This window comes from Psychrobacter sp. TS_SC_6 (assembly GCF_056156305.1).
Map to the genome: position 1 here is coordinate 2,160,771 of NZ_CM149590.1, position 23,601 is coordinate 2,184,371.

At 42.4% G+C, this 23,601-nt stretch carries 18 protein-coding genes; 9 read left to right on the forward strand and 9 right to left on the reverse strand.

Translation table 11 applies throughout. The annotated features are described in order from the left end of the window. Positions 1–5: 5 nt before the first annotated feature. Positions 6–2,003 carry a transketolase gene (tkt, locus tag AC0J5Y_RS09155; protein WP_475130396.1) on the reverse strand — a complete coding sequence of 666 codons (1,998 nt, stop codon included), beginning with the start codon at positions 2,001–2,003 and terminating at the stop codon, positions 6–8. A 312-nt stretch (positions 2,004–2,315) separates the two neighbouring features. Beyond that, positions 2,316–3,602 (reverse strand): serine--tRNA ligase, encoded by a 1,287-nt coding sequence (gene serS / locus AC0J5Y_RS09160; RefSeq protein ID WP_475130397.1) that lies wholly within the window; start codon positions 3,600–3,602, stop codon positions 2,316–2,318. A 450-nt stretch (positions 3,603–4,052) separates the two neighbouring features. On the opposite strand from serS, the gene AC0J5Y_RS09165 reads away from it, so the two are divergent. Together AC0J5Y_RS09165 and AC0J5Y_RS09170 are read left to right on the forward strand one after the other, a co-directional pair. Then, positions 4,053–4,712 carry a YcxB family protein gene (locus tag AC0J5Y_RS09165; RefSeq protein ID WP_475130398.1) on the forward strand — a complete coding sequence of 220 codons (660 nt, stop codon included), beginning with the start codon at positions 4,053–4,055 and terminating at the stop codon, positions 4,710–4,712. 240 nt (positions 4,713–4,952) lie between these two features. Next, a complete protein-coding gene (locus AC0J5Y_RS09170; RefSeq protein ID WP_475130399.1) occupies positions 4,953–5,435 on the forward strand; it encodes a Dps family protein in 483 nt (160 codons plus the stop codon). 101 nt (positions 5,436–5,536) lie between these two features. On the opposite strand, the gene AC0J5Y_RS09175 is transcribed toward AC0J5Y_RS09170, so the two are convergent. From AC0J5Y_RS09175 to AC0J5Y_RS09185, 3 genes are all read right to left on the reverse strand, one after another. After that, positions 5,537–6,238, reverse strand: coding sequence for a DUF2057 family protein (locus tag AC0J5Y_RS09175; protein WP_475130400.1), 702 nt, complete (start codon positions 6,236–6,238; stop codon positions 5,537–5,539). Positions 6,239–6,293: 55 nt separating this feature from the next. After that, entirely contained in the window at positions 6,294–7,106 is an 813-nt protein-coding gene (gene hda, locus AC0J5Y_RS09180) for a DnaA regulatory inactivator Hda (RefSeq protein ID WP_475130401.1), read from the reverse strand. A gap of 276 nt (positions 7,107–7,382) precedes the next feature. Beyond that, positions 7,383–8,492, reverse strand: a complete 1,110-nt coding sequence (locus AC0J5Y_RS09185) for an AI-2E family transporter (RefSeq protein WP_475130402.1) — start codon at positions 8,490–8,492, stop codon at positions 7,383–7,385. Between the two features lie 363 nt (positions 8,493–8,855). Between AC0J5Y_RS09185 and purM the strand changes: the two genes are divergently transcribed. Together purM and purN are read left to right on the forward strand one after the other, a co-directional pair. After that, complete coding sequence (gene purM / locus AC0J5Y_RS09190; protein WP_475130403.1) at positions 8,856–9,905, forward strand: phosphoribosylformylglycinamidine cyclo-ligase; 1,050 nt, start codon at positions 8,856–8,858, stop codon at positions 9,903–9,905. Continuing rightward, positions 9,905–10,597 carry a phosphoribosylglycinamide formyltransferase gene (purN, locus tag AC0J5Y_RS09195; protein WP_475130404.1) on the forward strand — a complete coding sequence of 231 codons (693 nt, stop codon included), beginning with the start codon at positions 9,905–9,907 and terminating at the stop codon, positions 10,595–10,597. The genes purM and purN overlap by 1 nt, the downstream gene beginning before the upstream one ends. A 140-nt stretch (positions 10,598–10,737) precedes the next feature. On the opposite strand, the gene AC0J5Y_RS09200 is transcribed toward purN, so the two are convergent. Together AC0J5Y_RS09200 and AC0J5Y_RS09205 are read right to left on the reverse strand one after the other, a co-directional pair. Then, entirely contained in the window at positions 10,738–12,117 is a 1,380-nt protein-coding gene (locus AC0J5Y_RS09200; protein WP_475130405.1) for an NAD-dependent succinate-semialdehyde dehydrogenase, read from the reverse strand. Between the two features lie 340 nt (positions 12,118–12,457). After that, on the reverse strand, positions 12,458–13,447 hold the full coding sequence (locus AC0J5Y_RS09205; protein WP_475130406.1) for a LysR family transcriptional regulator: 990 nt from the start codon (positions 13,445–13,447) through the stop codon (positions 12,458–12,460). A 692-nt stretch (positions 13,448–14,139) separates the two neighbouring features. Here AC0J5Y_RS09205 and AC0J5Y_RS09210 point away from each other — a divergent pair. Then, positions 14,140–15,726, forward strand: coding sequence for an isocitrate lyase (locus AC0J5Y_RS09210; protein ID WP_475130407.1), 1,587 nt, complete (start codon positions 14,140–14,142; stop codon positions 15,724–15,726). 268 nt (positions 15,727–15,994) lie between these two features. Next, positions 15,995–17,551 (forward strand): CYTH and CHAD domain-containing protein, encoded by a 1,557-nt coding sequence (locus AC0J5Y_RS09215; protein ID WP_475130408.1) that lies wholly within the window; start codon positions 15,995–15,997, stop codon positions 17,549–17,551. A 133-nt stretch (positions 17,552–17,684) separates the two neighbouring features. Here the strand turns inward: AC0J5Y_RS09215 and AC0J5Y_RS09220 are convergent, their stop codons facing one another. After that, on the reverse strand, positions 17,685–18,200 hold the full coding sequence (locus AC0J5Y_RS09220) for a L,D-transpeptidase family protein (RefSeq protein WP_475130409.1): 516 nt from the start codon (positions 18,198–18,200) through the stop codon (positions 17,685–17,687). 133 nt (positions 18,201–18,333) lie between these two features. On the opposite strand from AC0J5Y_RS09220, the gene AC0J5Y_RS09225 reads away from it, so the two are divergent. Then, a complete protein-coding gene (locus AC0J5Y_RS09225) occupies positions 18,334–19,602 on the forward strand; it encodes a hypothetical protein (RefSeq protein WP_475130410.1) in 1,269 nt (422 codons plus the stop codon). Between the two features lie 131 nt (positions 19,603–19,733). Here AC0J5Y_RS09225 and AC0J5Y_RS09230 read toward each other — a convergent pair whose 3' ends face one another. Further along, positions 19,734–20,972 carry an argininosuccinate synthase gene (locus AC0J5Y_RS09230; RefSeq protein WP_475130411.1) on the reverse strand — a complete coding sequence of 413 codons (1,239 nt, stop codon included), beginning with the start codon at positions 20,970–20,972 and terminating at the stop codon, positions 19,734–19,736. A 353-nt stretch (positions 20,973–21,325) separates the two neighbouring features. Here AC0J5Y_RS09230 and pyrC point away from each other — a divergent pair, with 353 nt between their 5' ends. Beyond that, positions 21,326–22,396, forward strand: a complete 1,071-nt coding sequence (gene pyrC / locus AC0J5Y_RS09235) for a dihydroorotase (RefSeq protein ID WP_475130412.1) — start codon at positions 21,326–21,328, stop codon at positions 22,394–22,396. A 167-nt stretch (positions 22,397–22,563) separates the two neighbouring features. Then, a complete protein-coding gene (gene rnt / locus AC0J5Y_RS09240; RefSeq protein WP_475130413.1) occupies positions 22,564–23,304 on the forward strand; it encodes a ribonuclease T in 741 nt (246 codons plus the stop codon). The last annotated feature ends 297 nt before the right edge of the window (positions 23,305–23,601 follow it).

Sequence of the window (23,601 nt, forward strand, 5' to 3'; positions counted from 1 at the left end):
AGAACTCACACCAAACTATTTACCGCAGCAACTACTGCTTCAGTGGTGATACCGAACTCTTTATATAGCTGATCAGCAGGTGCAGATTCGCCATAAGTAGTCATACCGATAACTTTGCCATCTAGACCAACGAACTTATACCAGTAATCGACGTGTGCCGCTTCTACCGCGACGCGGGCACGGATATTGGCAGGTAATACTGCTTCACGGTAGCTTGCATCTTGCTCGACGAAAACCTCTGCACATGGCATAGAGACCACACGTACGCCAACACCATTTGCGCTCAACGTTTCATACGCTTCCATCGCAAGACCGACTTCTGAACCTGTCGCGATGATGATCGCTTGTAGCTCGCCTTGCTCTTTCGCAAGTACATAACCACCTTTAGTGATGTTCGCTACTTGCTCGCTATCACGCGCTTGATGTGGCAAGCTTTGACGGCTAAAGATCAACGCTGATGGATTACTTTCTGATTTAATTGCCTCAACCCAAGCACTAGCAGATTCGGTCGCATCACACGGACGCCATGTACGTAGGTTTGGCGTGGTACGTAGGCTGGTCAATTGCTCAACTGGCTGATGCGTTGGACCATCTTCACCCAGACCGATAGAGTCATGGGTATAGACGTGAATGACGCGCTGCTTCATGAGTGCGCCCATGCGTACCGCGTTACGTGCGTATTCCATAAACATGAGGAACGTCGCTACGTAAGGGATAAAGCCACCATGCAAGGCGATACCATTGGCAATCGCAGTCATACCGAACTCGCGTACGCCGTAATAGATATAGTTGCCGTCAGTGTCTTTCTCGATACCTTTGGCGCCTTTAAATAGCGTAAGGTTCGAGCCAGCAAGATCCGCTGAACCGCCAAGTAGTTCTGGCAATAATGGCTGCAAGCTGTTGATAGCATTCTGACTGGCTTTACGACTGGCAACATCACCGCCCGCTTCTTGCGTTTGATGAATATACGCTTGCGCTTTTTGCTCAAAATCCGCTGGCAAATCACCCTCTAAACGACGAAGCAACTCAGCTGCTAGCTCTGGATAAGCCTTTTTATACGCTTCAAAGTTTGCATCCCAGTTTTTCTGCAAGACGTCGCCTTTGGCTTTACCATCCCACGCTTGATAAATCTCATCATCTAACTCAAATGGCGCATGCGTCCAAGACAATGCATCACGCGTCAAGACGATTTCATCATCGCCGAGTGGCGCACCATGACTGGCTGCTAAGCCTTGTTTGTTTGGGCTACCAGCGCCGATGGTGGTTTTACAAATAATCAAGCTTGGCTTAGTCGTTTCTTCAATTGCTTTCTCAGTAGCTTGCGTAATCTCATCGGTATCGTGACCATCAACTTTGATAACTTGCCAGCCGTAACTTTCAAAGCGTGCTTGGGTGTCGTCAGTAAACCAGCCTTCAACATTACCATCGATAGAGATGCCATTGTCATCATAGAAGAATACCAGCTTGCCCAAACCTAATGTGCCCGCTAGCGAGCAAACTTCATGGCTGATACCTTCCATCAAGCAACCATCGCCTAAGAATGCATAGGTATGATGATCAACGATATTATGACCGTCGCGATTGAACTGCGCGGCAAGCGTCTTTTCTGCAATTGCAAAACCAACCGCATTGGCAATACCCTGCCCTAATGGACCAGTGGTGGTTTCAACACCTGGCGTATAGCCAAGCTCTGGATGTCCCGGCGTTTTTGAATGCAATTGACGAAAACCTTTTAGGTCGTCAACGCTCATGTCATAGCCTGATAAATGTAGCAACGAATAGATAAGCATCGAGCCATGACCGTTGGACAAAACAAAACGGTCACGATTGTGCCAGCTTGGGTCAGCAGGATTGTGCTTTAAAAACTTGCGCCACAAAACTTCGGCAATATCAGCCATACCCATTGGTGCACCCGGGTGCCCAGAATTGGCTTTTTGAACCGCGTCAAACGACAGTACACGGATGGCATTGGCTAATTTACGTTCGCTAATTGGAGCTGGCATAGAGTGTCCTAATATTCGGGTAGAAGTATGGAGGATAAGAGGAGAGTTTACTCAGAGGGTCATAAAATAAGGACGCAATAGGCGCCCTTAACGAATAATCTGTAAATACAGGGGTAATATTAACATATTTGCACTCTATCTAGCCAAAAATGCACTGACAGAACCGTTCGTATTTAATAATAATTTGTATCAGTTTTATCAATTTAACCGATACTTACCGCGATAAAACACAATCCGCGAGCCTGAATACCAACTCACTAATTGCTATCAATCATCAAAGAACTATATGTCAAAAACCCTCATATCAAAAAACTATAATAAAATCGTGTCAGCACCGCCCATAAACGGACGCAATACTTCTGGAATCGTGATGCTTCCATCAGCGTTTTGATGATTTTCCATCACTGCCAATAACGTACGACCGACTGCCAAACCTGAACCGTTTAAGGTATGTGCAAGACTGGTTTGTTTGCCGTCCTTAACACGTGTACCCATACGGCGTGCTTGGAAATCGCCGCAGTTTGAGCAGCTTGAGATTTCACGATAGGTCTCTTGGCTTGGTAACCAGACTTCGATATCATAAGTTTTTTGCGCAGCAAAGCCCATATCACCGGTGCACAATTTGACAGTGCGATACGGCAAATTAAGCTGCTGCAAGATAAATTCTGCTTGTCCAGTCATCGCTTCAAGCAGCTCATCTGATTGTTCAGCTGTGGCGATATTGACCATCTCGACTTTTTCAAACTGATGCTGACGAATCAGACCACGGGTATCACGACCATGCGAGCCAGCTTCACTACGGAAACACGGCGTATGCGCAGTAAACTTCAATGGCAGCTCTTTGATATCCAAGCGCTCACCACGTACCAAGTTTGTCATCGGTACTTCTGCCGTTGGAATAAGATAAAAATCCATGTCATTATTATTCGTATGATTGCTCAATTTAAACAAATCATCTTCAAACTTTGGCAGCTGACCCGTGCCCTTTAAGCTTTCAGAGTTGACGATGTACGGTACATAGGTTTCAGTGTAGCCATACTTAATCGTATGAGTGTTCAGCATAAATTGAATCAAGGCGCGATGCATCTGCGCCAACTGTCCTTTTAAAACATTAAAGCGACTCCCTGTAAGCTTGGTTGCTGCTTCAAAATCGAGCATACCAAGTGTCTCACCAATATGCGTATGATCTTTAATCTCAAAATCAAACTCACGCGGTGTGCCCCATTTGCGTACTTCGACGTTATCGTCTTCTGATGTACCAACTGGCACATCTGCTGCTGGGATATTTGGAATTTGCATTGCCGCTTGGCTAATGCGCTCTTGTAAGGTACGTAGCTCGTCTTCGGCTGTCTTAATCTCACCACTGACACTTTGCATCTCAGCCAGCAACTCACTAGCATCTTCGCCAGATTTTTTGAGCGCTCCAACTTGTTTTGCGCCTGCATTACGGCGCGACTGCAACTCTTCGGTTTTTACTTGTAGCGATTTACGTTCGTTCTCAATATTTTGCCAGAACGCTATATCAAGCGTATAACCACGGGTGGCCAATTGCTGCTGTAAATCTGTCAAATCGCCGCGTAAGAGTTTTGGGTCTATCATAATAGGTGCCTGTCGCGCTAAAAGTGGATAAAAGGTGTGAAAATAATGAAAATCTGAGCTCGATTGCCCGATAGTGCTTAAAATTAGGTGGTAGCTACTATAATACCAAGCTGCGGCTATTTTGACCATGTTTTGGCAGTTTTTTACCCATCTCTTGACTGAGTTTTGAGCTTCTATTCTCGTAATCTTTAAATAGGAAATGGTTATTCATATTAACGTACTAATCATATAATTTAAGGTCGCAAGCTCTCTATAAATATGACTTACCTTTACTAATGGCTGAAATATGGTATCTATTAGCGAACAGAGTGGCTTATATGTTTCATTTAAGGGCGATTTTCGGTAAGATAAGCGCATATCTTTATTCTATTTCCAGCCAAATATTACCTCGCTGTCGACATTTGGCGCTTTTAATTTAACGCTTTCACTATAAGTCTTTGAGAAACCTTTATGGCTCTGTACCCCTACACGCTGCAACCTGTTGCCTTAAACCTAACCGAGGCAGAATTTCATCAAGCACAGTATGAGCTATTTGCTAGTGCCAGCCCGTCATTTGGTCTGTCGAGTATCAAGCTTAAAGAATGGATCATCATGGCAGTCGCTGTGGTTTTAGCCGTTGCTGGACTGGTTTTTTTGACCGGTTATTCGACCATTATCTTTTGGGTCATGCTAGCAGCCGTTGTTATTTACCTACTGGTTCGTACGCTTGGTTTTAAATGGTATGTGAAAAAAGAGTTTGAAAAGCAAGTCGCTGAGCAAGAGATGCCTGATGAGATGCGCCAAATGAAGCTGGGTGTACAGAAGCATGGTCTGATAATGGCAGTGCCTGTTAATCAGCCAGATATGTTTAGCAATCAGATGCGCGGTATGCAGATGCGTGCAGGCAGCACCCAACAAGCGGTGATTCCTTGGAGCGCTGTGAAGAGCTGGGATGAGACAGATGACTATATTTTTATGATGTTTGAAATGAAAGGTCAGCAAGGCAGTCAGATTATTCCTAAACGCTTGCAAGCTCAAAAATTCCCTATCGATACGGTACGCCAGCACTTATTAGAAGTCGTCGCAGTAAAAGGTCTGAACTCTGAAAGCTTACAGATACCTGCTAAATAGGCTTAGCGCTTTCTGTTAGATCAAAGATTTAGTTGTTTTATAAAACATATTACAAATTTTAATTTGATTCATTTAACTTATTTTTAATTGCTTGCTATGATGGTAAGCATCAAAGGTTGAGTAACGCATAATAAGCGACTATTATGCTTTAGGTTGATAGTCGCTCGCGATAAATTTCTTAATTTTAAAGGTTTAATAACTTGATGTTTGAAACCTACACTCAATGAAAAGGATAATATAATGAGTAATAATAACGACACTAACCAGATCGGTCTAGAAAAAGCAGATATGAGCGAAGTCATCAGCAAGTTAAATGGTCTGCTATCTAGCTACCATATGTTTTATATCAATGTTCGTGGCTATCATTGGAACGTCAAAGGTGAGCATTTCTTCACTTTACATCCAAAGTTTGAAGAGCTATATACCTCGCTGCAAATCCAAATCGATGAAATCGCTGAACGTATTTTGACCTTAGGCGGCACACCGTTACATGCTTATAGCGATTTTGCTCAGCATACCAGTATTCAAGAAGATAAGAATGTTAAAGACGGCACTACTTGCGTTAAAGGCGTTGTAACAGGTTTACAAGAGCTAATTGAAGAACAACGTCAAGTGTCGACTCTAGCAGCAGAAGCAGAAGATCAGGGTTCAGCAGATCTTGTTGATGCTTATGTACAAGAGCAAGAAAAATTAATCTGGATGTATAATGCTTTTTTGGGCTAACAGCTAAATAGCCATAAAATCTAAAGTAGAAAAAGCACCTAATATAGGTGCTTTTTTATGTGTAATCTTTTTACCTTTTTTAACCTATCAGTGTTTAACGCTTATTTTTGCATCCATTGACGCATTTTTTCACGCTCAGCAGGTGTGGCTTGTAGCCAAATCTGCATAAACTGATCAAGTGAACTGGTAGATGCGTTGACACTTGTCGTTTGCGTCACGGTAGCACCCGTATTCACAGACGCTCGAGTGCTTACGGATGGCTGATCGAGCGCAGCAATAGCACGCTGGTTTTGTAGCTCAGCATCACCGCTACCACCAAAAACGCCACCTAATGCTTTACCAAGACCTGAGAACAAGCTATTGCTACTGCCACCGACGCTTTCTTGACTGGCAATGATGGTGTTATTACTTTGTATCGCAAGCGTTGGACGTTCAGCATACTTCTTGGCAGCTGCATAGTCTTCTGGCTGATTTGGCATGGTTAAGCGGTAGGTCTGATTGTCTGCCAATTCAGCGGCAACACTGACGTTACCTGAACGCAAATAATCATGCTCATCACGGCGCAGATCATAAAGACGATCATATTTAGCGGTAATCACATGCTTACCTGGCTGCAAGGTAAATGACTTGGTCAATGGCTGAAGAACACTCTGTGTCAGCTCTTGACCATTGATTGCCGTCACTTTGATATGATCATCAACTACTAAGGTGACTGCCGCTTGCGATAGCATAGACACAAAAGCTGCACCGACAAACACCGTGCTGATAGACAGCTTTTTTAGCAAAGACGCATTTGATTTCATAATTTTTCCAATAGTAGTAAAAAGCATTTCGGATAGAAAGTTTGTGTTCTGACTGCTAAAAATCAAGTGGCATCGTATGCTGAGTATGATGGTCTTGATCAGCGGCATCACTGTTTACTTGCGACTCCTGTGCGATATCAGCAAGTTCAGCAGCAAGCGTCTGCTCATCAATCGTCCGCAGCGCGTCAGCAATGACCGCTTTTGATATATTACTACGACCCAAATTGGAGAACATGGGTTGAATGTAATTGAGCACCTCCATCATTGCGCCAATACGATGTGGTCCTTCAGTGAGCAGATAATTGGTAATACGTTCATCAAACTGCCAACCACGCCTGCGCAATATCGACTGCAACAATGCTTCACGGTCTGCAAAATCCTGTCCTGTCGGTACTTTGAATGAAGGCGCTTGTGCCAAACGGGTAAGCAAATCTCTTAACTGAAACGGCAGCTCGGATGCAGGCTTATTAGCGGCAAATAAAAGTTGGCGCTGCCCTTCGCGGCTACGATTGATCAGATGAAATAAAGCTTCTTGCCATTGACTGTTTTGTTCAATGACTTCCAAATCATCGATCGCAATCAAAGAGAAATTTTCTAGCGATGATAATACATTGACATCGGTATGAATCAGCTCGTTTAACGACAGACAAATCGCTGACTTGTCCATCTCAATAAACGACTCACAAATAGCGGATAATAAGTGCGATTTGCCAGTAGCAGGACTGCCAAATAGGTACAGCTGACCTATCAGGCCGACATGGAGCTGCCGCACTGCATCGATAATAGACATCCAACCCGGACCAGCGAAGTCGCTGAGACTTGCATCATGCTTTATGTCCAGATTGAGACTTAGCTGTGCTTCTGCCATGAATCATCAACTCGGTTTGCGTAGCACAATCAATAAAAAGGCTAAACGACTAATATACTTATAAACTGACTTTGATAAAATTCATTTTATCCAAAGCCAACCTAGTAAAGGTCAATACCATTACTACTGCGCCTATATATAACATATTTGCAAAATGACTGACAAGTCTTTTACCCATTACACCTTATCAATCCTGTTTTATTCAGCAAGTAACTCACTCACTCATTATAATAAAGTATATAACCCAGTGAGTTTCTACTGAATAAGATTGTAAGGTCAGTATTTTTTGTCAAACAACGCCAACTGCTTACGACCTTTATAAAAGTCAGTCGTTTGATAATGAGTATAAAAATGACGGAATAACACGTTCAAGACAGCAGAAACTGGCAGCGCAATCAGCATACCCACGAAACCGAGCAAACTTGCACCTGCCAGTACCGAAAATATTACCCATAATGGCGATAGACCAATTTTGTCGCCCAATAGTAGCGGTTGCAAGATATAGCCTTCGGCAGCTTGTCCAATCAAGAATGCGCCAGCAATCAAGGATAAATACGTCCAATCTAAGCCGAACTGGAACAGACAGGCGATAATCGCGGCAACGAAGCCAATACCAAAGCCCAAATACGGTACAAAGCTAGCAATACCAGCAACCATACCGATGATCAGCCCAAGCTCAAGCCCAATAAGCTGTAACTGTACAGCATAAATAGCACCCAATAATACCATGACCAATAGCTGACCTTTAATAAATGCCATCAGGGCGCGATCACATTCTTGAGCGATTGCCACTACCTTTTTGCAATAAGGCGCTGGTATCGCCATCTTCCACGTATGTAAACGCTGATCCCAATTAAATAAGAAATAAAAGGTCAAAATTGGTACCAATACGATAAGCCCTGCATTATTAATGAATTTCATACTGGACACCAGTATTTGGCTCATCATGGTACTAGCATCTTCAAATTTATAATTGGTTTGCATATATTCAACTAAGGTCTCAGAGAAGCCCTTCGCCTCAAGCTCAGGCAAACGAATACGGCTATTGCTAGCAAACCATTCACGTACCACGTCATTATACCAAGTGACCACCTTTGGCAGATACTCCCACGCTGCTTGCAGCTGATGCCACAGAGTCGGTATTAGCCACCACAGTAGCAGTGCCATACTCAGCGTAATGGTCGAATACACGATAATAATGGCAATCCAACGTTTGATATATTTTGATAAGCGTTTGACCAACGGATTAAACAGATAAGCCAACACAAAAGCAAAGACAAACGGCATAATGACCGGCATCGTTAAGTACAACAAAGTCATAGCCACAACAATAGCAACGACGATAAATAGGCGTCGAAAAAAGGGATCTATTGATTGGTTTGTCATGAAGGCTAGTCCTACGAATGGGCTGATTTAAAAGGGTGATTTGATTTAAAATTGATTATAGATCTTATTGAACAACAACATTCCAATAGTAAACAGTTATTGACCATAATTTTAGCCTTCTATTATCGCAGAGTCCTATAAAAAAGCCGTCATTTTTTGTTTCTTAATTTTCATGTTATCTTTATTGCCGTCTTTCTGAAATATTAGATAGATATCAAGCAAGTTTAGGTCAAATAAAAGCAAGTTGTTTTGCGAGTAAGGGTGATTTTTGGGTATAATGCGCGCACAATCTGCAAAATTCATATGACCGACACGCGTTTTTACTGACTGACCTTCATTCCCTATAAAATTTGTGAGATGACCATGAGTAACAAGCCTTCTTTAAGCTACAAAGATGCTGGCGTTGATATTGATGCTGGCGATGCGTTGGTGCAACGTATTAAATCCGTGGCAAAAGCCACCTCACGTCCTGAAGTGGTGGGCGGACTTGGCGGCTTTGGAGCGCTATGTCGCATTCCAACTGGTTACACCTCACCTTTACTAGTTTCTGGTACTGACGGTGTGGGTACTAAGCTTAAACTGGCATTACAATTGAATCGCCATGACACCATCGGTATCGACTTGGTCGCCATGTGTGTTAACGACTTATTGGTTTGCGGTGCTGAGCCTTTGTTTTTCTTAGACTACTATGCAACTGGTAAACTTGACGTCGATGTTGCTGCTACTGTTGTTACTGGTATTGGTGAAGGCTGCAAACTGTCAAACTGTGCACTGATTGGTGGTGAAACCGCTGAGATGCCTGGTATGTATCAAGACGATGATTATGACCTAGCAGGATTCTGCGTCGGTGTGGTTGAAGAAGCGGAAGTCATCACTGGCGAAAATGTGGCTGAAGGCGATGTATTGATTGCCCTTGCTTCAAGTGGCGCACATTCTAACGGTTATTCATTGGTGCGTAAAGTTATTGAAGTAAGCGGTGTGGATGTGACTAGTAGCAATGAACAGCTAGATGGTCAGTCTATCCAAGATGCCTTAATGGCACCGACACGTATTTATGTTAAAGCGATTAAAGCATTGCAAGATACGCTTGGTAGCTCAGCCCTACATGCGATGTCACATATCACTGGCGGTGGCTTAACCGATAACCTGCCCCGTGTATTACCTGAAACGCTAGCCGCTAGCATCGATACGAATAGCTGGCAGTTCTCAGAGCTATTCACGTGGTTACAAACCCAAGGTAATATCGAGCAAAGTGAGATGTATCGTACCTTTAACTGCGGCGTTGGTTTTGTTATCGTCGTACCAAAAGAGAAAGCAGAAGCTGCTATTAAAACGTTAAGTGATGCTGGCGAAAAAGCATGGCAGTTAGGTGAGATGGTTAGTCGCGAAGCGGATGCTGTGGTGTACCGTTAATGTCAGACAGCCATACAAAAATTCATAACAAACCATTACGCATTGCCGTTTTGGTATCAGGTAGTGGTAGCAATCTACAAGTATTGATTGATGCCATGCAAGCTGGTGCGCTACCGATTGAGATTGTCGGCGTTATTAGTAACCGTGAAGACGCTTATGCCATCACACGGGCAAAAGATGCTGACATTCCAGTGGCGGTCTTATCTCACGTTGCTAATGGCAAACGCATGGGAATCAAAACTTTTGAGAGTCATGCCAGCGCCCAACTAACCACATGGCAACCTGATCTGATTGTGTTAGCTGGTTTTATGCGTGTTTTAAGTGCTGAATTTATTGATAACACGCCAGCACCAATGATTAACTTACATCCTGCGCTCTTGCCTGCTTATAAAGGTCTCGATACTCATCAGCGTGTCATTCAAGCAGGTGAGCGTCAGCATGGCTGCAGCATTCATGTCGTTACCGCTGAGCTTGATGCAGGTGCTGTTTTGACCCAAGCCTTGTTAGAGGTGCATCAAAAAGAGACTGCTGGCAGTTTGCAAACGCGTGTACAAACGCTTGAGCATCAGCTACTACCTTGGACAATCTTGCTATTGGCCAAAGGTGTATTGTCGTTGAACAACGAGCAATTATTAAATCAGCAACGCATCTGTATGCCGACGCTACCTTTGAAGCTATATTTAAACAGTTAAAGCAATATCAACAAGCACAGAAAGATAGCACTCATTTCAAAATATTGACCAAAAAAAGCCCAGTCACTCAATTTATGAATGACTGGGCTTTTCGCTACTTAATACCTAAAGCGTTTTAGCTTTAAAAGCTGCATACAGTCTCAACTGTTATGAACGTGCACACCTTTGATGTTTACGAACTCTTTGATACCGAAACCGCCATGTTCGCGCCCATGACCCGAGTTTTTCACGCCACCAAAAGGTAATGCCGGATTTGCAAGGCCATAACCATTGATATAGACCATACCCGTATCAAACTGCTCATTGGCTAGACGGATAGCTTTGTCTTCGTCTTTAGAGAAGATAGCGCCACCTAAGCCGTAACGGCTGTCGTTAGCAATACGTAACGCATCGTCTTGATCTTTAGCACGTATTAGTGATGCTACGGGACCAAATAGCTCATCATCATAAGCTGGTTGACCTTTTTCGACATTTTCCAAAATAGTCGCTGGATAGAAGCTACCTTTACCTTCTGGTAATTTACCACCAACAGAGATAGTAGCGCCTTTACTGACACTCTCCTCTACTTGCGCATGCAATTTTTCTTGCAGATCTTTACGCGCTAGTGGACCAAGATCAGAGCTGTCATCCATAGGGTCGCCGGCTTTTTTACTTGCAAACTCTTCAACGATGCGCTTACGGAACTCGTCATATAAACTGTCGACAACGATAAAACGCTTGGCAGCAACACAAGTTTCGCCGTTATTTATAAGACGCGCTAAAGTACAAGTTTGTACTGCAAGCTCTAAGTCGGCATCCTCTAAAACGATAAATGCGTCATTTGAGCCCAACTCTAAGACTGATTTTTTGATTGCTTTTGCTGCTTGCTGACCGACGATGCTACCTGCACCATCACTACCAGTAAGCGTCACACCGCGTACTTTATCATTACCAATTAACTTTTCTGACTGATCATGATCAATTAGAATCGTACGGAACAAATCGTTCGGTAAGTCAGACTCATGGAATATTTTTTCAATTAATAAGCCAGAACCAGTCACGTTTGCTGCGTGCTTAAGCAAAATACTGTTACCTGCCATCAAATTGGCGATGGTATAACGGAACACTTGATAAGCTGGAAAATTCCAAGGCTGCATACCGTAGATAATGCCAATGGGCTGATAAGTAACAATACCCTTTTTGAGACCTTCGATGTCACGTTCATCGTCAGCAAGGGCTGCCACACCTTTCTCTGCGGTGTAATCACAAATCGCTTTACATAGATCAATTTCTTGTAGACTCTGACTATATAGTTTACCGCGCTCCTCAGTCATAAGACGAGACAGCTCCTCTTTGTACTTCATCAAGGTCTCGCCGATAGAATTAATAACCTTCGCACGCTCTTCATGGCTAGTTTTACGCCATTCTAGAAACGCTTGATGCGAGGCTTCAACAATGTTGTTGACTTCATCGTTACTCATATAGTTATATTCTTTAATATCTTCGCCTGTTGCTGGGTTTACAGTAGTAATATCTGCCATGATTATTATCCTTATTTATTACAATATCTTTAGTATATGAAACAACCTATTGCTAACAGCTCAACTTTATAGAATAACTTAACAATATAGATCTTTTTCATCATTTTTCTTAATGTTTAACCATAATAACAAAGTACTGGGCGAGTAGGTTTACAAGTTATAAAGAATTGTGCGCAAGATGTTAAGAATGTGACGGTGTTATTAAGCAAACTTAAATCTTGTATAGAGCCTCTCATGCAGGAAGTTCTGACATCTTTAGACAAATAAAAAACCAGCGTGATCGCTGGTTTAATACAAGATTGAGCTTTAAAAGACGGTATACAGCTGTATAACAAACAACCTAAAACAAATGATTGATCACAGGGATTTCTTGTGGTGGATTCTCTTCATCATCGACAATTTGACGTGCCACATGCATAATCAGCTGGCGCAACCAGCGATGCGCTGGATGGTGCTGTAGTAGAGGTGACCACGCCATCGTTAGCTCAAATTCAGGGATAAAAAATGGTGGCTCGACCATCATAATACTGTCGTTATTGGCCTGCATTTTTGCCACACGGGTCGGCAAAGTCGCAATCAAATCTTTGTTTGCTGCCAGCATAGCAGGCATCTGATAGTGACGGGTAAAGACGCTGATTTGACGTTTTTGACCTAAACGCTGCAAAGCTTGATCGATAGAACCTAAGCCACCAGATTTTTCTGGATTGACACCGAAGCCCACACCCATTCCAGTTTTCGATACCCAAACGTGCTGCGCTTTAAGGTAGTTTTTGAGATTAAAGCGATGAGCATAAGGACTTTCAGATGATAATAGGCAGCTAAAGGTATCACGCCATACCAACACTTGATGGAAGCTTTGCGGGATCTCGTTAAAGCGGTTGATTGCCAAATCTACACGCCCCTGCTCCATATCACGATAGGACACATCCGATGGTGTTAAGAAATCCAAAATGACATTTGGTGCCTCTGATCGTAGCGCTTTCACCAATTTCGGAACCAAGGTCGCCTCAGCATAATCTGAGGTCATAATACGAAAAACACGTGAGGTGCTATAAGGGCGAAACTCGGTACGTGGCTCTAACACTTGCGTCAAATCGGCAAGTATCTCACGGATACGAGGTTGTAATTCAAGAGCGCGCTCGGTCGGTGTCATCCCCTCAGATGAACGCACCAATAAAGGATCATTAAATAACTTACGCAGACGGCGCAAAATATTACTCATCGCTGGCTGAGTGATGCCCAACTGCTCAGCAGCACGTGTGACATTTTTTTCTCGCAACAACACATCCAAATGTACCAATAAATTTAAATCTACCCGTTGCAAATTCATATATTTTTCTCTTTATCTTAGAATAAATACCACCATAAACGTGATATTTTTTGTCCTATCATTTATTATAATTCATCTCTAACAGCATGATATAAGGATATTTTTATGTTAATTATTTTGGAATATGCTTATTATAACTGAATCCACCCAACACAAGCCATTGTTTTATATATACTATAATTAAACGAAATACCCAAGATAATAATCATAAACTAGATAAATCAAGGTAACCTAGCTATAGTGGCTAGCAAGCGCTCATTAGGGACTATTCAACATTAGACCGTTGCTACATATTTCAATGAATGCGTTACTAAGTGCATTTTATCGTATTTTCGTGCTGAAATACGCACATAAAACTTATAAAAGCATCTTATAAAAACTTAGTTTTTTGTGCTTATTTTTAGGCTTGGACAAATATCTTATACGCTTTAGGGTAATAGTTACTTCAGTAGCAAAACATACTTATAAAACAACCAATTAACTCTGAAATAATTGTTCAAAAAAGAGCGTTAAAATTAAAAGCTGACCAAATAGACAGGTTTTAATTGCTTTTATCACCATTTTCTTATAGTTTAGTAGAGACTGCTCACGGGAGAAGCTTATATTTCAAACTTTTACTTCTACCAGCATCTTTCTATATAGACCAAAATTATTTTAATTTACTTATTTATTCACCACCAAGGAGACCATAGATGTCAACTGCATATAAATCAGCGATCGATTTAGTACGTGAACTAAAACAAAAACACGGTAACTGGCAGAACATCAGCGAAACTGATGCGGCACGTATGATGTCACAAAACCGTTTCAAAACAGGTTTAGATATTGCTAAGTACACCGCAAAAATCATGCGTCAAGATATGGAAGAGTATGACAATGACACGTCTCAATACACCCAGTCTCTAGGTGCATGGCATGGTTTTGTTGCACAGCAAACCATGTATGCGAAGAAAAAATATTTTGGCACAACGTCTAAAACTTACATCTACCTGTCTGGTTGGATGGTAGCAGCTCTACGTTCTGAGTTTGGTCCACTACCTGACCAATCTATGCATGAAAAAACATCTGTACCTAAGCTGATTGCAGAGATCTACACTTTCTTGCGTCAAGCGGATGCAAAAGTATTGAACGATTATTTCCGCGAGCTAAATGCTGCTGAAGAAGCGGGTCAAGATACCTCAGCTATCTTAGAAAAAATCGAAAACTTTGATTCGCATGTTGTGCCAATCATTGCAGATATCGATGCAGGTTTCGGTAACGAAGAAGCAACGTATTTATTGACCAAACAAATGATTGAAGCGGGTGCTTGTGCCATTCAGGTTGAAAACCAAGTATCTGATGCCAAACAATGTGGTCACCAAGCAGGTAAAGTTACCGTACCGCATGAAGACTTCATCTCTAAAATAAACGCGATTCGTTATGCATTTCTAGAGCTTGGTGTTGAAGACGGCGTAATCGTTGCCCGTACTGACTCTGAAGGCGCGTCATTAACGCAAAAAATCCCAGTATCAAATGAGCCAGGCGATCTTGCTTCTCAGTACATCGATTTTATCGAGATGGAAGAAGTCACATTAGAAAACGCCAAAGAGAATGACAGCTTACTTAAGCATAACGGCAAACTAGTACGTCCAGTTCGTCTACCAAACGGTCTCTATCAGTTCCGTGAAGAAACCAATATCGACCGTGTGGTACTCGACTGTGTAACTGCTCTAGAAAACGGCGCTGATCTACTATGGATCGAAACACCGACTCCAGACGTCGCACACATCAAAATGATGGTTGACCGTATTAAAGAGCAGCAGCCAAAAGCCAAGCTTGTATACAATAACAGCCCATCATTCAACTGGACGCTGAACTTCCGTAAGCAAATCATCGCTCAGTGGGAAGAAGAAGGTAAAGACCTATCTGCCTATAACAAAGCTGACTTGATGAGTGCTGATTACGATGGTACTGAGCTTGATACAGCAGCTGACGAAGCGGCTAGAAACTTCCAACGCGATGCAGCACGTGAAGCGGGTGTATTCCATCACTTAATCACGCTACCTACTTATCACACCACGGCTCTTAGCGTTCATGAACTTGCTAAAGGCTATTTCGGTGAAGATGGTATGCTTGCTTATGCAGCTGGCGTCCAACGTAAAGAAATCCGTGAAGGCATCGCTTGTGTTAAACACCAAGCAATGGCGGGTTCCGACCTTGGCGATGATCATAAAGAGATCTTCTCTGGTGAAAACGCCCTTAAAGCTGGCGGCGGCAAGAATACAATGAACCAGTTCTAATGTCCGACCACTTATAAGTGCATTTTATAAGTAAAAGTTATAAGAAAAGCCGTCCTACATGGTAGGGCGGCTTTTTTATGTGCTATAAATATCGATATCTACCCAGATAACAGAACTATTCAGTCACCGTTCTAATTAACTGATATTCATCTACTCAATAGTTATTTGGCTCGATTTAGCCAACCAAACGAAAATTTTACTTGTTATTCACTGATAGCTTTCATACGATGGTAATAACATAAATTTATTAAAACAATCAGGAGCCATCATGCAAGAGATAGAGCTGAAATTCTTGGTACCAGAGTCACGATTAAAAGGGCTTATGCGCCAAGCGAAAGTCAAATCATCACAAGTAACACAACTGGCTGCGCATTATTATGACACCCCTGACCAGCAGCTGGCACAGGCTGGTATTGGCCTACGTATTCGTCAGGAGGGTGATGCTTGGGTGCAGACTATCAAAGCGGGTGGCGATGGTATCGCAGCGCGCCTAGAGCACAATGCCACCTTAGATAATGAGCAAGTACAAGCGATGCTCGAAAATAACACGCTGATGCCTGATTTAACGATTTATAAAGATAGCCTGATTATCCCAGCCTTGACAGATTTTAAGCTCAAAAAACTGGCTAAAAAACTGACCCGTTTATATCTGACTGATGTAGAGCGTACTACCCGCTTATTGATAGAAGATACGAGCGATGAAGTCGTTAACAGTATTGAGATGGCTTACGACTATGGAGAAATTATCCATGGTACTGATGATACTCAAAGAGATGCCATTCAAGAAGTTGAATTTGAACTCATATCCGGTGAGTTAGATTTTTTATTTACGACGGCTAAAACGTGGTGTCAACGTCATAAATTGTGTGTCTCTACTGTGACCAAAGCAGAGCGTGGTGGCTTGCTTATTAAGGGACGAAGTTATAGCTCAGCCACTGCTGCTGACTTGAGCACGCTTAATATCAATAAAAAAACCACTATGCCTGCTTTTTTACGCGCTGTCGTGCATAACTGCTTATTGCAAATACTCCCAAATAGCAGCGCCATCGTAGCAGGCAGTAAAGACGATAGACACCTTTTACAGCTATCTATCGGTATAGAGCGCTTGCACACTGTACTACAAGCCTTTAATAGCTTCTCAGATGAGATCAATCCGGATTGGTCAGCCATACTACAACAAACTGCTATTTTACTCGCTGATTATCGTAAGCTTACTCATCTTAGTACTCATATTGAACCAATGTTACAACAGCACGGTGCACCTATCGTTGATTGGACAGCGGATATTGATGCTATCAAAATTATACCAATGACTGCAATCAGTGCTAACGACTTCCAGATCATGTTGCTTGAGCTCATCGCCTTTACTATGAGCGATCCTAGCCTTGAGCCTCAAACAGATAAGCTGGCTATCAGTAAGCTTGAAAAAGTACTTATTAAATACTATGACAAATTACTTGAAGCTGAGCAATATTTAGAGGACAGCTATGATGATTCAGATAATGAGTTAGAGGAAGAATCCATCATAAAAGCATTGCACAACCTACATACTCATCTAAAAAACCTATGTTCTCTCAGCGAATTAGTAGCACCTTTATATGGCAAGAAGAAAACCAAACGTTGGCTAAAAGGTGCTGTAAAAGCGCAGAAGGTGCTGGATAAACAGCTCAATATGATTGACTATCAGCAGTACTATCAAAGTAAAGCCAGCTCTGACTCTTCTGCTTTATATGCAGCAGGCTGGTTAAATGCTTCTTTAGTACCGATAGAGAAAGCCACAGAAAAACGTTTGGATAAGTTTTATGCTTGCTCAGTATTTTGGTGATTGAATATATTGTCATTCTATAGGTACCAATATTAGAGAAAAAAGACAGCCTACTTAATAATGGCTGTCTTTTTTATATCGTCGACTCAATTTATAATCCATACATTGCTACTACTGCTACTTAATACTACTTTTATTGAGCGATAATAGTCACTGCTGTTCCTTCCTGCACCTGCTCAAACAATTCGATAATATCTTGATTGCGCATACGTATACAACCATGTGAGAGTGGCACGCTCATCGGCTCACTGTCAGGCGTTCCATGAATATAGATATAGCGATGGTAAGTATCACAACTACCTTGACTATTACTGCCTTTATTAAAGCCTTCCTCAAGACCACTTAGCCAAAGAATGCGGCTTAGTATCCAATCACGTTTGGGATTCAAGGCCCCAAGCTCAGCATTATATATTTCTCCCGTCGCTATACGTCCAATAAATACCGCATGACTTGGCGCATTGCCGCCTATTTTTTCTGCAATAATATGCTGACCAAGTGGTGTACAACCACTGTCTTGTTGACTGCCTATCCCATTTTGAGCCGTTGACACAGGATAGTGAGCAATAACTTTTTGCCGCTTAGAAACGGTCAAAGTTTGCTGAGCAATGCTAATCACTATCTGGGTCGTAATATTTTCGTTATCTGTCATAGCAATTTTCCGGCAGTTATTTCGATGATGACTATTAGGGGCCTAAAAATGAGTGAGACTTTGTATTATCAAGGGATTGTATCAAAGCATTTGGCACCTTAATATAAAGGCACACTTTTGATGCTAGCAGATTATGACGACTATTTCACCGACACGGGTATCGATGTATGATTTTCTATATCAAGATACCAAGCCCTTGGTGTCATTATTAGCAGATGCAGCAGCGCTGTCATTGCCGCAAGCACGTCTGGCAATGGATGGCAGCTTGCAAGCGATTATCAGCGCCCTTCTCGCGTATCAGCAGCGCCATCAAGGACAAACTCTGAGCAAAAAGCTATTTGGTCGCAGTGCCGTCAAAGAGTTGCGCCAGTACAATTCTATGAATTTTGCCACTCTAAATACAACGTTGTACCATCGCCATGATGCCGCCGATGCGATATTTCATGACAATGCGCGTGTGACTAAAGCCAGTGAGTATATTGCAGCTCAGATTGATGCGACAACGCCACAAGTGCAAATCCTACTTACTTCCTTATGTGTGATAGTGCTACGCGAGCTGGCTATTTTAGTCGAATATAGCCAGCTTGATCATGATGAGATTAATAAATGGTTTACTCTACAGCCACAGTTTTTATCCCAAGCACGTTTTGCAGCCCTTGTCCCAAAGTCTGCACTTACCGAATCAGCAGACGATAGCGATGATACGCAAAACATTTTATCAGCAGAAGAGACTTCAGAAACAGAGTCAGTAAACAGTACTGAACGTTACCTATTAAGCACTGAGCAATTGAGAGATAACCCGCCAGCTTTTGATCCTTACTGGTATGAGCTGATAGCATTCATACCCGAACAATTTGAGCCAGTAAAAGACATGCGGTTAGCAACTGGCAACTACTTAAAAGCCATTGGACGCTCAGCTGAAAACATCCAACAAGGTAAACACAATGACCTATTGATGTTTGCACCGATGACGGCTATTGGCTTGCCACATCAACGCTGGCTAGTACAACTGGCTAAAATATCAGAGAGATATTTGCAGCATAATCGATTACGTATTACTTCTGAACCTATCAACCCACCAAAGCCGCCTTTGGTCAGCTCAGTATTGCTGAGCAGTAATAGCAACAATAATAATACGCCAAGCACTCTTAGCGAAAAGCCGATTGAATACGAGGCATCTACGCCTCTATGGAAAAACCCTGTTATTTTGCTGATTCTGCTTGTTATTGGCGGTCTTGGAGTTTTGGCAACCATCAAATATCAAACGCAAAAATCTAACGGTATTGTAGTTGCAAGAGAAGAAGTATTAGCGCAAGACTCCAAATCTGAAGAACAAGATGTGGCGATCGTCATAGTGGAAGAAGATACCGCTGCTTATGATAAAAAGTCAAAAGCTGAATGACAAAGCCGCGCCTGAAAATAGTGTAATAAAAACCTATCAGCAATAAAAAAAGAGGCGCTATATAAATAGCGACTCTTTTTTATCGGTCAGTTAATTCATCAGGGATTTCAAAAACCTCTCGTTAACTTTGCTTATTTTGATAAATCGCGACCACGGCTGGCTTCAATTGCCAAACGTAAACCATTTAGACGAATGAAACCTTCTGCATCTTTTTGATCATAGGCGCCCGCATCATCTTCAAAGGTCGCAATTTTTTCATCAAATAGTGAATCATCTGACTTACGACCAACCACGCTTACCGCACCTTTGTATAATTTGACACGTACCGTACCATTAACATACTCTTGTGACTTATCAATCAACGCCTGTAGCATCATACGCTCAGGGCTGAACCAATAGCCGTTGTAGATAGTCTTAGCATAACGTGGCATCAGCTCATCTTTTAAATGGGCTGCTTCACGATCAAGTGTCAATGACTCAATACCGCGATGCGCTTTTAACATAATGGTGCCCGCTGGTGTCTCGTAGCAACCACGTGACTTCATACCAACATAACGGTTTTCAACGATATCCAAACGTCCGATACCGTGCTTACCGCCAACCTCATTAAGCTTAATCATTACTTCGTATGGCTTAAGCGCTTCGCCATCGATGGCAACGATGTCGCCTTTTTCATACTCTAATTCCAGATATTGTGCTTCATCTGGTGCTTCTTCTGGGCTTACTGACCAGCGCCACATGTCATCTTCTGCTTCAGCATATGGATCTTCTAAAATGCCGCCTTCATAAGAGATATGTAATAAATTGGCATCCATCGAGTACGGAGATTTTTTCTTATTGCCTGCATAATCGATGGCAATATTATGCTCTTTAGCATATTCCATCAAGCTTTCACGGCTTGATAAATCCCACTCACGCCAAGGCGCAATAGTCACGACATCTGGAGACAATGCAACGGCACCTAGCTCAAAACGTACTTGGTCATTACCTTTACCGGTTGCACCATGGCTAATCGCATCAGCGTTATGTTCTTTGGCGATTTCAACCAAACGCTTGGCGATGAGTGGACGCGCGATAGAAGTACCAAGCAGATACTCTCCTTCGTAGATGGCGTTGGCACGGAACATTGGGAACACATAGTCACGAGCAAACTCCTCGCGCAAGTCTTCGATGTGAATATGTTTGATGCCCATGGCTTCAGCTTTAGCACGCGCAGGCTCAACTTCTTCACCTTGACCAATGTCCGCAGTGAAAGTGATCACTTCTGCATCATAGGTTTCTTGTAGCCATCGAGCGATGATTGAGGTGTCAAGACCCCCTGAATATGCCAACACGATTTTATTAATAGTTTTTGGATCAAGCTGAGCCATGAAACACTCCTAGTATGAGGAATTTAATGATAGGTAAATCGACTATATCACGAGGAAGATAGATTGCTCGCTCAGTGTACATCATATTTACCATTGGCAAAAGTGGCACTGCCGTTAGGTATGAGGTTTTTGCCCAAGTTTGGTTGCCACTAAAGCAATAATTTTCTCGCCAATAATAGAGTGAACATGGCATCTTACTTCTACAGATGAATAAATTACCTACCATTTCTGTAGAGATATTATGTATAGATATTCAGCCACATATTTAGTCAGGTAAGCAAATCTGTTATGATAGCCGCACAGCAAGACTCCCTTTTACTCCCAGATATGACGATATAGAGCGCGACGATACTATGACTGATTCAATTAGAGAATTGACCATCCTACAGCCCGATGATTGGCACATTCATTTGCGTGACGATAAGGCGCTAGCAACCACAGTCCCTCATGCGGCAGAGAGCTTTAATCGCGTTATGTGTATGCCAAATCTTGTACCACCAGTCAAAAATGTCGATGACGCTCAAGCATATCGCGCGCGTATCATGCATCATCTAGAAGCGAGCAATCTGAGCGCTGAGCGTAAAGCATCATTTGACCCACGCATGACTTTGTATCTCACAGATCATACCACCGCACAAGATATTGAGCTGGCGGCAAAGTCTGGCATCGTACAAGCGGTCAAGCTCTATCCTGCTGGCGCCACCACCAACTCTGCTGATGGCGTCACCAACATCAATGCCTGTGTCAATGTCTTTGAAGCGCTTGAAAAATATAATCTACCTTTGCTGCTACATGGCGAAGTCACTCACGACCATGTTGATATTTTTGATCGTGAAAAGCGCTTTTTGGATGAAGTGATGGTACAAATCATCGCAAAGTTCCCAACCATGAAAATTGTGATGGAGCATATTACCACCAGTGATGCCGCTGATTTTGTCTTGTCACAGGGCAATCAAGTCGCTGCTACGATTACGCCTCAGCATTTGATGTTTAACCGCAATCACTTATTGCTTGGCGGTATCAAACCGCACTTTTATTGCTTGCCTATCTTAAAGCGCGAGAGTCATCGAAAAGTATTATTAGATGTCGCCACCAGCGGCAATCCAAAATTCTTTTTGGGCACCGATTCTGCGCCTCATGCAACCGATAAAAAAGAAGCCGCTTGTGGCTGTGCAGGCTGCTATAGCTCAGCGACTGCGCTACCACTCTACGCCACCGCGTTTGATAGCGTTGGTAAAATCGATAGACTCGAAGGGTTTAGCAGTCGTTTTGGTGCGCAATTCTATGGCTTGCCTGTCAATGAAAGCACCGTTACCCTGATCAATGCGCCCATGCAGATACCAGCAGCTTATCCTTACTTTGATGGTAGTTCGTTGACACCGCTGATGGCAGGTGAGACATTACCTTGGTCCATCAAAGGATAGTTTTGATAACTTCTAATGCAAGCTCTCTTTTCTTTATAAAGTAGAGTCACTTTGCTTTATCCTATGATAGCAATGCCACCTTTCTATTAAAAAGGATATGAGCGTCATAGGATGTTTATTTTTTATTTAATATAATAGCCTGACTGATAAAAGCGATTTAACCTGATATGACCATTCAAAATGATGTTGCTTTACCCAAAGTTGATGTAGCCACCACTACAGATGCGACTACTGAAACGCTAGCACCAATGAAATTAAAAGAACGTTTTCGTAAATTTCTACCGGTGGTGGTCGATGTCGAAACGGCAGGCTTTAACGCGCAAACTGACGCCTTACTAGAGATTGCCTGTATTCCTGTGCTACTGAATGAGCAGGGTGTTTTTTATCCTGGTGAGGCATTCAATGCCCATATCGAACCTTTTGAAGGGGCAAATCTTGAGCCAAGCGCCCTCGCCTTTACCGGTATTGACCCCAATAATCCACTGCGTAAAGCCATTGCTGAAGACGAAAAAACAGCGCTACGTCGTATTTTCAAAGGTTTAAAAGAAGTACGCCGTACTGAAGACTGTCGTCAATGTGTGTTAATTGGTCATAATGCGCATTTTGATTTGGCATTTTTAAATGCCGCCGTATTACGTACCAATAATAAGAGCCACAATCCTTTCCATAATTTCTCAGTCTTTGATACGGTGACTTTATCAGCCCTTGCCTTTGGTCAAACAGTTCTAGCACGTGCCTGTAAAGCCGCAGGGCTTGATTTTGATGGTAACGATGCTCACTCAGCACTGTATGATACGCAAAAGACCGCTGAGCTATTTTGTTATATCTTAAATAATTATCCTATGCTCGCTAATGCCATGCACAGCGAGCCTGAAATCACAGAAACTGTGACTGATAATAGCAAATAAATCAGTTATTACAGAGTACGTATTGCTCGCTACCCATAATAATGCTATTTGTAAGACTTACTAACTTTAACCTTACAATTTAACAGGACGATTTAATCATTTACGTACATCTTGCTCAAGCGATGATTAGATCTATAGATGGTTTAAGTTACCTATTGTGCTTTTAACGTCTGTTATAGACGATTAAAGCTTATTATGAGGGACTTTACGATGGAACCACAGTTTAAATTATGGGCGACGATCATCGGTTATATGCTGCTTGCATTAACGATCAGTGCGTGTACTTCGTTGTGGATT